The sequence below is a fragment of the Bradyrhizobium sp. MI1.3 genome, from assembly GCF_055811695.1.
Genome location: NZ_JBVVPQ010000024.1, coordinates 51110 through 63287, shown reverse-complemented (window position 1 = coordinate 63287; position 12178 = coordinate 51110). Strand labels below are relative to the sequence as shown.

The 12178-nt window shown below is 62.7% G+C and carries 12 protein-coding genes; 8 read left to right on the top strand and 4 right to left on the bottom strand.

Features of this window, described 5'->3' with window-relative positions:
- Positions 1-6: 6 nt before the first annotated feature.
- The 3 genes from AC0L3A_RS19215 to AC0L3A_RS19205 all read right to left on the bottom strand — a co-directional run bounded on the left by AC0L3A_RS19215 (position 7) and on the right by AC0L3A_RS19205 (position 3546).
- Entirely contained in the window at positions 7-702 is a 696-nt protein-coding gene (locus AC0L3A_RS19215) for a hypothetical protein (RefSeq protein WP_219681279.1), read from the bottom strand.
- The gene (gene fliF, locus AC0L3A_RS19210; RefSeq protein ID WP_007595874.1) at positions 699-2330 is read right to left on the bottom strand and encodes a flagellar basal-body MS-ring/collar protein FliF; all 1632 of its coding nucleotides are present in this window, start codon (positions 2328-2330) and stop codon (positions 699-701) included. Before fliF ends, AC0L3A_RS19215 begins: the two co-directional genes overlap by 4 nt.
- A gap of 304 nt (positions 2331-2634) precedes the next feature.
- On the bottom strand, positions 2635-3546 hold the full coding sequence (locus tag AC0L3A_RS19205) for a flagellin N-terminal helical domain-containing protein (protein ID WP_007595875.1): 912 nt from the start codon (positions 3544-3546) through the stop codon (positions 2635-2637).
- Between the two features lie 308 nt (positions 3547-3854).
- On the opposite strand from AC0L3A_RS19205, the gene AC0L3A_RS19200 reads away from it, so the two are divergent.
- From AC0L3A_RS19200 to AC0L3A_RS19175, 6 genes are all read left to right on the top strand, one after another.
- Positions 3855-4028: a hypothetical protein gene (locus AC0L3A_RS19200; RefSeq protein WP_247326324.1), complete on the top strand. Its 174-nt coding sequence runs from the start codon at positions 3855-3857 to the stop codon at positions 4026-4028.
- Positions 4025-4324 (top strand): hypothetical protein, encoded by a 300-nt coding sequence (locus tag AC0L3A_RS19195; RefSeq protein ID WP_473254996.1) that lies wholly within the window; start codon positions 4025-4027, stop codon positions 4322-4324. The genes AC0L3A_RS19200 and AC0L3A_RS19195 overlap by 4 nt, the downstream gene beginning before the upstream one ends.
- 64 nt (positions 4325-4388) lie before the next feature.
- The gene (locus tag AC0L3A_RS19190; RefSeq protein WP_473254995.1) at positions 4389-4817 is read left to right on the top strand and encodes a GNAT family N-acetyltransferase; all 429 of its coding nucleotides are present in this window, start codon (positions 4389-4391) and stop codon (positions 4815-4817) included.
- 234 nt (positions 4818-5051) lie between these two features.
- Positions 5052-6320, top strand: coding sequence for a CaiB/BaiF CoA transferase family protein (locus AC0L3A_RS19185; RefSeq protein WP_473254994.1), 1269 nt, complete (start codon positions 5052-5054; stop codon positions 6318-6320).
- A gap of 188 nt (positions 6321-6508) precedes the next feature.
- A complete protein-coding gene (locus tag AC0L3A_RS19180) occupies positions 6509-7738 on the top strand; it encodes an acyl-CoA dehydrogenase family protein (protein WP_473254993.1) in 1230 nt (409 codons plus the stop codon).
- A 9-nt stretch (positions 7739-7747) separates the two neighbouring features.
- The gene (locus tag AC0L3A_RS19175) at positions 7748-8293 is read left to right on the top strand and encodes a flavin reductase family protein (RefSeq protein WP_473254992.1); all 546 of its coding nucleotides are present in this window, start codon (positions 7748-7750) and stop codon (positions 8291-8293) included.
- A 25-nt stretch (positions 8294-8318) separates the two neighbouring features.
- On the opposite strand, the gene AC0L3A_RS19170 is transcribed toward AC0L3A_RS19175, so the two are convergent.
- A complete protein-coding gene (locus AC0L3A_RS19170) occupies positions 8319-9245 on the bottom strand; it encodes an NAD(P)-dependent oxidoreductase (protein WP_473254991.1) in 927 nt (308 codons plus the stop codon).
- A gap of 176 nt (positions 9246-9421) precedes the next feature.
- On the opposite strand from AC0L3A_RS19170, the gene AC0L3A_RS19165 reads away from it, so the two are divergent.
- Together AC0L3A_RS19165 and ilvD are read left to right on the top strand one after the other, a co-directional pair.
- Entirely contained in the window at positions 9422-10405 is a 984-nt protein-coding gene (locus AC0L3A_RS19165) for an ABC transporter substrate-binding protein (RefSeq protein ID WP_473254990.1), read from the top strand.
- 78 nt (positions 10406-10483) lie between these two features.
- Positions 10484-12178 carry a dihydroxy-acid dehydratase gene (gene ilvD, locus AC0L3A_RS19160; protein WP_473254989.1) on the top strand — a complete coding sequence of 565 codons (1695 nt, stop codon included), beginning with the start codon at positions 10484-10486 and terminating at the stop codon, positions 12176-12178.

The following is a 12178-nucleotide window of genomic DNA, read 5'->3' as shown; positions in this document are numbered from 1 at the left end:
GACGGACTACCGGCGCGCCTCTTTCAGGCGCTCGCTCCAGGCTGTGATCTGCGTCTCGATCACGGTCTGGTCGGCCACGACGCGAACCTCGAAAGTATCGGCGGCCTCATACTCGATGCCGGTTCGCCGCGCCGTCCCGAGCTGCGTCCTCACCAGGTCGAGCAGTTCGCTCGGGCCGGTGACCTTGAAGACCGGCACCGGCGAATTGCCGGTCAGCGCCGCAATCTGCTCGACCAGCGACCCGATCGCCTTGTCGCGGACCGCATCGGCGAGGAACGGCAGCAATATCCGCGCAACGGAGCTCGCGATGTTGGTCTCGATTTCGCGGCAAGCCGTCTCGAAGCCGCTGACGACCGCCACCGCCTGCTGGTCGGACCACTTGGCCCGCTCTTCGCCGAGCCGGATCGCGCTGCGAACTCTTTCCTCGGCGATCCTGGACTCGCCCTCCGCGACGCCGGCCGCATGCCCGCGCCGAAAGGCATCATCCAGGAGATTGGCCGCCGGGGCTTCCGCCTTCGGCGCCGGAGGCGGCGACTGAAGCTGCGGCTGCGAATGGGTCTGGGGCTGCGGCTGAGGCTCGCGCCGGGCTTCCTTCGGCCTCGTCAGCACATCCTGGATTTTGGGCGGCGGTGGAGGCGGAGGCGATTTGACCCGCCCGTTCGCGTCGAACTGCGTCAGGAGCTTTCCGATTGCCGCGTTCATGCCGCCTCCTCGCGTCGCATCCAGTCTTTAAGGATCGCTGCCGCCTGCATCTGATCGAGACGGACGATCTGCTCCAACCGCTTCTGCGGCGTTCGTTGCATCTTGCCTTCGAGGTCTTCGACCAGGTTGAGCTCGCTCTCCTCGCTGTCTGCCAATGCAAGGGCGCCGGCGGCCGCCTCGAGCTGGGCAGCTTCCGCGGCCTCGGTCTGCTCCTGCGCCGCACGATGGGTCAAAATGCCGTTGACTGCAGGACGAAGTCCGAACCACACCAGCATCGAAGCGACGGCCAGGATCGTGACCGCGTTGATGACGCTGCCGAGCTGCTTGTTGATCATCTCGACGAAGCTGATGGGCGGCACCGGCGCCAGTTCGCGCGAGCCTTCGATGAAATCGACGGCCGTCACCTGGATCTGGTCGCCGCGCGCCTTGTCCAGCCCGCCGGCCGTGGCCGCGAGTTGGCTGATCTCGGCGAGCTTGCTGTCGACGATGGCCTGGTTGCTCTTGTCGCCGAGGTCGGCAATGAGCCGTCCGCGGTTCACCAGCACGGCAATGAACAGCTTCTTCACCGAATAGCCGTCGCTCACCGTCGTCGTGGTCTTCGACGAGACCTCGAAATTGGTGACGTCCTCGCGGCGAGTCTTGTCCTCGCTGGAATTCTTGGTGCCGCCGGCGTTCACCTGCTGGTCGGGAAGATTCTGCTGCACCGTGGTCGGCTGCGAACGATCCGCGTTCTGTGACTTCTCGTTCTCGCGGACATTCCGGACCGAGCGCTCGGCGCGGCTTTCGGGATCGTAGACGGTTTCGTTGATCTGCCGCTTGTCGGTGGAGAGCTGCGATGCAACGCTCACTTCGAAATTGTCGAGGCCAAGATACGGCGTCAGCGCCTTGCGGATGTTCTCCTGCACCATCCCGCCGACCGTCTTCTGCAGGCTCGCCATCTTGGTCGGAGCAGCAGTCGCCTCGTCCTCTTCGGCAAGCAGCATCGAACCGTCGGCGTCCAGCACCGTGACCTTGTCGCGAGTCATGCCCGGAATGGCCGCCGCGACGAGATGACGGATCGACTGCGCCGTGCGTGCCTCGATCGCGCCGTCGGTGCGCAGCACGACCGATGCCGAAGGCGGCTGCTGCGTCGCGCGGAACGACCCCCGCACCGGCATCACGATATGCACCCGCGCCGCCTTCACGCCCTTCATCAACTGCACCGTGCGGGCGATTTCGCCTTCCAGCGCCCGGAGCTTGGTGACCTCCTGCATGAACGAGGTCAAACCCAGCGACCCGATCTTGTCGAACAGCTCGTAGCCGGAATTTGCGCTGGTCGGCAGCCCCTTCTCGGCGAGCAGCATCCGCGCTTGCATGGTCTGGCTCGGACGCACCGAGACCGCGTCGCCGGCGGTGTTGACGTCGAAGGTAATGTTTTGCTCGCGCAGCGCGGCACCCATGCGCGTCACGTCTTCGCGGGAAAGGCCCGTATAGAGCGTTTCGAATTCAGGCCGGCTCAGATAATAGGCGCCGCCCACGACGGTGACGAGAACGGCGAAACCGATCAATCCCAAGGCCATCAGGCGTCGCGGCCCAAGCTCCAGCAGATTGTTGAGCAGTTGCTGTATCTGCGCACGACTGAACAGCATGTGACCTCATACCAATGCGAACGTAGAGGACACTCTGCTGCCAACCTTGTCTGAAGGTTGCGCGAGACCACGAATGTGTCGGTTCGCAGGCGAGGCGTTGCAATTTTACAAGAGACTGAGTGACGCAATCGCGCGCGTCGGCAACAAGCGGACGGCCGGTCGCATCGCGGTGCGATCGGCGACGGCGTGTTGCCTGGAAGGTGGCGTCAGGAGGTCGATGTGAGCACGTCGTGTGCCGTCAGATCCGCCGTTCATGGCGGAGACCGTGCTCCCTGAGGAGCACGGTCGTTTTCGAAGCCGCGGCCTAGCGGAACAGCGACAGGATGCTCTGGCTGTTCTGGTTCGCGATCGAGAGCGCCTGAACGCCGAGCTGCTGCTGGGTCTGGAGCGCCTGAAGCCGGGTCGATTCCGCGTTCATGTCGGCGTCGACGAGCTGGCCGACACCGCGGTCCACGGAGTCCATCAGGGTCTTGACGAACTCAGTGTTGGTCGCGAGGCGGTTCTTGACGGCACCGAGATTGGCGGCGGCCGAGGCCACCGAGTTGATGCCGGCGGTGACCTGCGCGATGTAGCCGTCGAGCGTGGTCTGGTCAGCTGCCGAGTCGGTCAGCACGGAGATGCTCATCGTGTCGATCGACGGAGAGGTCGAACCGGCCGTGTCCAGAATGCCGCCCTGCGCCGAGGTGTAGAGCGAGTAGTTGGCGGTCGTCACGGTGATGGAGCCGATGGTGGGCGTACCGCCGACGCGCGAGTACGACGACACCAGGTTGAAGGTCGTCGGCGTCGTGGCGGTCGTGCTCAGCCAGTTGATGCCGTTGAAGGTCGCCGAGTTGGCCTTGAGCTTCATATCCTGCTGGATCTGGGTGATGTCAGCCTGGATCTTGGTGCGGTCGATACCAGCGGTCTTGGCTTCGACCAGCAGCGCCTGGAGCTTGGTCAGGCCGGAGTCCTTGTCGCCGATGACCGAGGTCAGAGCAGTATATTCGGTGTCGACGGTCGCAGCCGACAGACCGAGCGAGTCGGAAACCGCGGAAAGCGCGGCGTTGTCGGAGCGCATCGACGTCGCGATCGACCAATAGGCGGCGTTGTCTGAGGCGGTCGAAACACGCATACCGGTTGAGATCCGGTTCTGCGTCGTCGCGAGCTGCGAGCTGACGTTGCGAAGGGTCTGCAGCGCGGTCATTGCAGACGAGTTGGTGAGGAGGCTAGAACCCATTTTGATGTCCCTTTGGAGATTGGATTGAGTTGGGGACATACCGGACTTGCACCGGTACGGCAGGGCGGCGTCATGCCTTTGGGCTGCGCAAAAGCGTCAAGGCCCAACCTGTCGTAACGGCGACGATAGCCCGCGAAGCTTGTGCGGGGCTTGTGGCCCTGTGTCTTGACCGCAACAGGGCAGCCGAAATTACGGCGCGCGACGTCACGGCCAAGCGAAAGGGGCGCGCGGGGCGGGGAGCGCGGCCCCCCCCCCGCTGCGGTCTCCGGAGAGCGGAGATCGGGCACTGGTGGGAGCCGGACAAATTGATGGGCTATTGCGTCGCGCTTTACTTCGCGAAACTCCTGGTTTGGGACAAGGTCCTCGGCTTTGGTTCCACCGACGCCCTCGCGGGCTTTGCAGCGATCACAGCCAATCTGGTTGTTTCCTTCTACTTCGCCAAGCGCGGCTTCGAGAATGTTGCGAGGATCATCAAGCGGTGAAGATGGCGGATGACGAAATCAGGGCGATCGTTGCCGAGACGCTGGCCGAGCAACACAGGCTTCAGCAGGCGAACATCGATGCCATCGTATTGAGGACGGTGGCATCGGTGCTGGCGTCTTTCGGAATCGAGGATGACGACCGAAAGGAACTGAGGGCTGATTTTCAGCACCTGCGTCGATGGCGAACGAGCGTGGAGCAGGCGCAGAGCTACACCTTCAAGGCCGTCATTACGGTGCTCGCCACCGGGCTGATGGGCGCGGTTTGGCTAGGTGTCAAGGTCGTGCTGGGCAAGTGAGCCTCAATCGGCACGACATTTCTGCACTTCCACTCACGTCATTTCATCCCCAATGGGCTGTCTCATGTACAGAATTCGCATCGTCGATGCATCCGATGACGACATCGCCGACACATTGGCCGATCTTCACCAGTTGACGTTCTTCGATGCGGCTCCCTTGCCACAATTCGAGTTAGGGGCGTGGTGGCTTGCCTATCACGGCGATGAGCCAGTAGCCTTCGCCGGTGTCGTGCCGTCAACGCACATTCGAAATGGCGGTTATTTCTCCAGGGTCGGTGTGTTGCAGCGGCACCGGGGACGTGACCTCCAGTGCAGGCTGATGCGGGTGATCGAGGCAAGGGCACGGCGTATCGGGTGGGACAGCATCGTCTCGGATACGACGGACAATCCGGTGTCTGCCAATAATTTCATCCGGGCGGGCTATCGGCTCTTCGAACCCCATGTGCTCTGGGCTTGGCCGCATACGCTTTACTGGCGAAAGCGGCTTCGCTGAACGAGTGGGCCAAGTTTCCCGTGGTGCGGAACGCGATTCACGCAACGCAAATGGTTCGCGCGAGATGAAGCGCAACACGGAACGTTCAAGGGCCCGGCAGCTTGACGGCTGCCGGGCCCTTTTTGCGTATTGAAGCGATGCGGGCGAAGGACTTGCGAAGTCGGCGGTGTCGGGCTTTAAGTTTGCTCCTGCGGGAATTCGGCAACGATAAGCCGATGTAAGGGAGCGCCGTCGATGCCTACCAAGCCTCAATTGCCGGAACGTTCGTCGCGGGCGACGGGCGCGCCTACCGCGCTCGATGGTCTGCTGGTCGTCGATTTCACGCGTGTGGTTGCTGGCCCGGCCTGTACGCAGACGCTTGCTGATTTCGGTGCGCACGTCATCAAGATCGAGAATCCGGACGGCGGCGACGACACGCGTGCGTATGAACACGCCGAGATTGGTGGAGAGAGTGCTGCCTATCTGAGCCTCAATCGCAACAAGCGTGGCATCACGCTCGACCTTACTGTGCCGGAGGCTCGTGAGATCGCGCTGGATTTGATTCGCAAGGCCGACGTGGTCGTCGAGAACTTTTCCAGCGGGGTCATGAAGAAATTTGGGCTGGACTATGAAACGGTTGCGCCGCTCAATCCGCGGCTGGTCTATTGCTCGATCTCCGCCTACGGGCGCACCGGACCGTTTGCCTCGCGTCCCGGATTTGATCCGATCACGCAAGCGGAAAGCGGCTTCATGTCGCTCAACGGATTCGCCGATGGCCCGGCGGTTCGCACCGGCCCGCCGATCGTGGACATGGCGACGGGGATGTCTGCCTGCAATGCCATCCTGATGGCGCTGTTGGCGCGGGATCGGCTCGGTCGCGGTCAGCATGTCGAGGTCGCCTTGTTCGACGTCGCGATGGGCATGACCGGTTTCTACGGCATGGCTTATCTGATCAACGGCGAAAATCCCGGTCGGTTTGGTAATTCGCCGAGTGGCTCACCTACCGTCGGCGTGTACGAGGCGTCCGATGGACCGCTTTACATGGCCTGCGCGAACGACCGGCTCTATCGCCGACTGGTTGTTGAGGTGCTGAACCGGCCGGATCTGATCACCGATCCGCAGTTTGCCTCGCGCAAGGCGCGTTCCGAGAACAAGGAGCTTCTGCGGGCAGCCATCGCGGAGGTCTTCGCGAGCGATACTCTCGAGAACTGGATGACCAAGATGAAGCTGGCCAATATCCCGGTCGGCTATCTCCGAACGGTCGAGGAGGGGTTCAATGCACCGGAGGCGCGAGAGCGCCATCGCTTGAACCGGATTCCGCATCGTACGGCAGAGTGGGTCCCGAACATCGAGCCGCCGATTGCCATGAGCTTGACCGGCCCGATTGATCCTGTGGCTGCTCCGTTGCTGGGCGAGCATACGGAGCAGGTCTTGCGTGACACGCTCGGTTACGACGAGCGTCGGATATCCCAGTTCACCCAAAAGGGCGTCTTCGGCTCGGGCAAACCCTCCACGTCGGGCTGAGCCTGGAGGGTAATCCTACAGGCGAGGCCTCGCACGGCTGGCGGATCACGGCTTTGGGGATGCCGCCACCATCGCGGCATCGCATCCTTCCCGGGCCGTCTGTTCAGGGCGGCCATATCCAGACGGCGCTGGCTCCGCTTGATTTGGCAAGGGTCTCGCCGCATAAATGCGTAAAGTGAGGGATACGAATGGCGCCTGGTCAAGAGCCGAGCGTGGGCCGGCCCGCGGCGGTGCAATCCGATGAACCTGCCCATGCGGCAATGATCGGGAAGGCCCGCGCGCTCGTCCCACGGCTGCGAGAGCGGGCGGCGCGGACGGAAGAGTTGCGGCATTTGCCGCCCGAAACGGAGAAGGATCTGCACGACGCGGGCCTGTTCCGGATGCTTCAGCCGAGGCGCATTGGCGGCGCAGAACTCGATTATGTCGCCTTGATCGATTGCGCGGACCTGCTCGGACAAGCAGACGCCTCGGTGGCATGGAATCTGGCCAATCTGGCGAGCCATCACTGGATGCTCGGCATGTTCGAGCCGACGGCGCAGGATCTGGTCTGGGGCCGTGATCCGGACACGCTGATCGCGTCCTCGTTCATTTTTCCGGCCGGACGTGCCACGAGAGTCGAGGGCGGATACCGGCTCCATGGCAGCTGGCCGTTCTCCTCGGGCGTTGCCTCTTGCGCGTGGAACATGCTGGCAAGCGTGGTCTACTCCGACGACGAGGCAGACGGCATCGAGTATCGGATATTTCTGCTGCCGAAAGCCGACTACAAGGTCCTCGACACCTGGAATGTCGCGGGTCTGCGCGGGACAGGGTCCTGCGACGTAGAAGTCAGGGACGCTTTCGTGCCCGAGGACATGACGGTTGCAGTCGGCGATCTTGACGGCGGTCCGACGCCGGGAAGCAAGCTCAATCCCAACCCGCTGTATGCCCTCCCCGTGTTCTCGCTGTTTCCCTATGTCCTGTCCGGCGTCGCGCTGGGGAACGCGCAGGCGTGTCTCGACGATTATGCGGAGGTCGTCCGTCATCGCATTTCCACCTACAATCACGCCAAGCTGAGCGACTTTCAAAGCACCCAAATCAAGATCGCCGAGGCCTCGGCGAAGATCGACGCTGCACGCTTGATCATGCGCTCGGCCTGTCTGAATGCCATGGAGGATGCACGGCGGGGTCATATCCCCGATATGGCGACCAAGACCAGATATCGGCGCGACGGTGCTTTTTCAGTAAACTTCTGCACGGATGCGGTGTCGATGCTGTTTGCCGCGAGCGGAGCACGAGGCCTGTTCACGACGGGCGCGTTGCAGCGGCAATTCCGCGATGCGCACGCGATCAATTCGCATCTCGCGTTCAATTTCGATGCGGCAGGGACCAATTATGGACGTGTGGCGCTAGGCCTGCCGTCCGAGAATCTCACGCTGTGAGGCCGGCCGATGAATGATCTGCCGAAGCAGCCGGCCGTTCCCGATCCGGCCAACGAACTCGCGAGCGACAGCTCGCCGATCGATCCCCGCGATTTTCGCAGCGCGCTCGGCACCTACGCCACGGGGGTGACGATCATCACGGCCGCGGCTCCCGACGGCAAGCCCTATGGCCTGACGTGCAATTCGTTCGCGTCGGTCTCGCTGAATCCGCCGTTGGTTCTTTGGAGCCTGGTCGTCTATTCCTCTAGTCTGACCATCTTCCAGAACGCCAGTCATTTCACCGTCAACGTTCTTGGCGTTTCGCAACAGGCGCTTGCGAGCAAATTCGCCAAATCGTCTGATGACAAGTTCACCGGTGTCGACTGGACGCCGGGCCTCGGCAGCGCGCCGGTGCTCGCCGAGAGCGTTGCCAATTTTCAATGCCGCTCGGTCAATCGCTATTACGGCGGCGACCACGTGATCTTTCTCGGTGCAGTCGAGGCCTATAATTACAACACGAAGGAGCCGCTGCTGTTCGCGCGCGGCGCGTTCGGCCGATTTCTCGCCGACGGTTAGCGCAAGCAGTCACAGCAAGCGTGCTTCAGTTCGCGCTGGACGGTTCAGCGCTCCCCGCCGAAAGCTTATAGATTTCGAGCGCATCCGCATCCGCGCCTCGCGCGGCCTTGGCGAGCCTGAAAAGTTGTCCTGCGAGCGAAGCCATGGGCACCGGCGTCGACGTCGTCTGCGCGACATCGGCGACGGTATCGAGGTCCTTGAGCATTGTAGCGATATGACCAAGCGGCGGTGAGTGAATGCCCTGGACCATCCGTGGAACGAACAGCTGCAACGGAATGGAATCCGCGAAGCCGCCGGCGAGTGCTTCGGGCAACCGGTTGGCATCGATTCCGGCGTTCACGGCAAGGCGTGTTGCCTCCGCAAGAACGGCCATTGCGCATCCGACGATCACCTGGTTGCACAGCTTTGTGGTCTGCCCCGCGCCGGTCGGGCCCATATGGGTGAACCTGCGTGCCATGGCCAGCACGTAGGGGCGGACCCGCTCGACGTCGCCGGCTTTTCCGCCGGCCATGATGGCAAGCGTGCCTTCCTCGGCGCCCTTGGTACCACCGGAGACCGGCGCATCGATCCAGCCCGCGCCGTTCGCAGCTAACAATCGCGTTGCAAGGTCCCGTGCGGCGTCAGGATGGATCGAGGAGAAGTCGACCACGAGCTTACCCGCGCCGGGCGCAGTTGAGATGCTCTCGGGCCCGAAGATCACCTCTTCCACGGCAGCCGCATCCGTCACGCACATGAAGACGATGTCCGAGCTCTCCATCAAGTCGCGGGGGGTGGCTGCGCGCCTGGCACCGGCTTCCACGAGTGCGGCCATCTTCCCTTCCGAACGGTTCCAGACAGTGATCTGATGGCCGGTGTTGAGCAGGCGCCGGCTCATGGGTGTCCCCATCAGTCCAAGTCCGAGATAGCCGAGCCGCTCGACGTCCTGCGGGTTTGTCTTGCTCCCTTCAGCCATAGGTTGCCTCCATCTCTCGCTCCGCGACGCCGCGCGACGTTTCATTACCATACATGGTGTATCCCACGACGAAACCGCCCGGCCTGCATGGCTTGCTTGATTGTTTGAACCATGAAACATTTGCCGCGGTCGGGTTGGATAGCGCCGGTCGGCGCCTGGGCAGCGGAGTGGGCACGATGCGAACCGTTTCGAAGTGGATCCTGGCTTTGGGGGTGGCAGCGGCCGTGAGCGCGAGCGCGGACCCGTCATGGGCGCAGCAGACAATTCGCGTCGGCTGGACCATTCCGGCCGAGGAATCCAAATACTGGATGATGCGCCGCCCGGCTGAGTTTCCCAACATCGGCAAGGCCTACAACATCGAATGGACCCAGTTTCAGGGCACCGCTCCGATGACGCAGGCGTTGGCAGCGGGCGCGCTGGATTGCGCGACCCAGGCGCCGCTGTCGCTCGCCAACGGCGTGGTTGGCGGCAACCTCAAGGCCTACATCGTGGCGCAGCATGTCTTCGAGAAGGCCGGTGGTTTCTCGGTCTACTGGGCTGTCATGGACGACTCCCCGATCAAGACGATCGCCGATCTCAAAGGCAAGACGGTCGGAATTTCCGTGATCGGCGGCGGCACGCAAGGCCCGTTCAATCTGTTGCTGAAGCAGAATGGCATCGATCCGGCCAAGGACATCAAGCTGGTCGAGGTCGGCTTTGCCGTCTCCGAAGATGCGTTGCGGCAGGGCCGCGTCGATGCGGTCAACATGAACCAGCCGTTTGCCGCGCGCGCGGAGGCAAAGGGCGGCACGCGCAAACTGTTCTCGCTATCGCAGGCGATGCCGAACATCGTGCACATCCTGGAAGCCTGCCGTGCCGATTTCGTCGACAAGAATCCGGAATTGGTCAAGGCTTACGTGCGTGACATTACGTCTGGCATGAAGAAAGCACTGGCCAACCGCGAAGAGACGTTGAAGGTCGTCAACGAAGTCCTGAAGGCACCTATTCCGGTTCTCGAGACCTATCTGCTCAAGGACAATGATTTCGGTCGCGATCCGGGTGCGGCACCGAATTTCCCCGCGATCCAGAAGATGCTGGACATCTACGCGGAGACCGGAATGCTGCCAAAATTGGATGTCGCGCAATTCAAGCATTCGACGATTGTCGCTCCGCTGCAATAGGCGATCGGGCGAATGAACCGAGCGAGAAGGTCGCGGCGTCCAGGATGATCCGGGACGTTGCATGAAGAAGAAGCACGTATGAAGAAGCTCCGATCTCGGATCACGACGGATGGTCTCGACCGGGCTCCGCACCGCGCGTTCATGCGCGCCATGGGGCTCGACGACGCAGCGATTGCCAAGCCGATGGTCGGCGTCGTCAGCATGAAGGGCGAACAGACACCCTGCAACATGACGCACGACTTTCAGGTCGCGGCGGCCAAGATGGGAATCGAGGAGGCCGGCGGTACGCCGCGCGAGTTTTCGACCGTGTCGGTTTCCGACGGTATCAGCATGAATCACGAGGGGATGAAGTTCTCCCTGTTTTCGCGCGAGCTGATTGCCGACTCGATCGAAGCCGTCGTCCATGGTCTGGCCTACGACGCATTGATCGGTTACGGCGGATGCGACAAAACGCTGCCCGGCGTGATGATGGGCATGGTCCGGTGCAACGTCCCGTCCATTTTCATCTATGGCGGCAGCGCGCTGCCGGGCCGTATGGACGGGCGGACCCTCACCGTGCTCGACTCCTACGAAGCTGTCGGCAGCTTCATGACCGGAGAGATCGACAGTGCCACGCTCGAGCGGATTGAGCGGGCCTGCCTGCCGACCATCGGCGCGTGCGCCGGCCAATTCACTGCCAACACCATGGGGATGGTCTCAGAAGCGATGGGCCTCACCATTCCCAACGTGTCGATGGTGCCGGGTGTCTATGCCGAGCGCGCGCAGATATCCAGGCGAGCCGGGCGCCTCATCATGGAGATGCTGGAGCGCGGCGGGCCTTTGCCGCGCGACGTCGTGACGCGGAAATCGCTGGAAAACGGCGCGGCAATTGTGGCCGCCACGGGCGGTTCGACCAATGCTGCGCTGCATCTGCCAGCGATCGCGAACGAGGCCGGGATCGCATTCACGATCGATGATGTCGGCGAGGTTTTTGCCAGGACGCCGCTGATCGGAAACCTGCGGCCGGGAGGCAAATATACGGCGAAGGATGTCTACGATATCGGCGGCGCTGCCGTTGTCATCCGGGAGTTGATCCAGAGCGGGCATATTGATGGCAGTTGCCTGTCGATCACGGGCCGTACACTTGCCGAAGAATATGGCGCCGCCAACGCACCTGACGGAGAGGTCGTTTACGCAACTCGCGCGCCAATCATGCCTGATGGCGGCGTCGCGGTGCTGAAGGGAAACCTCTGTCCCGATGGCGCCGTCATCAAGGTTGCGGGACTGAAGAGCCAGTTCTTTGAAGGCGTAGCGCGCGTTTTCGAAGACGAGGAGGCCTGCGTCGCGGCGGTTCGTGATCGCACCTATCAGGCGGGCGAGGTTCTCGTGATCCGCAACGAGGGGCCGGTGGGCGGCCCCGGCATGCGCGAGATGCTCGGCGTTACCGCGCTGATCTACGGACAGGGCATGGGCGAAAAGGTGGCCCTGATCACGGATGGACGGTTCTCCGGCGCCACCCGCGGAATGTGCATCGGCTATGTGTCTCCCGAAGCCTTCGTCGGCGGTCCGCTGGCGCTGGTACGCGATGGCGACAGGATCCGGATTGATGCCGCGAACCGGCGGATGGATATGCTGGTCGATGAGCAGGAACTCACGGCTCGCCGACACGATTGGAAGCCGCGTCCGCCTCGTCACCGTGCCGGTGCGCTGGCGAAATATGCCCGATTGGTTGGCCAGGCACCGGGCGGGGCCGTCACACATGAGGGGCCCGCAGAATGGCCCTGGTTCGGTTGA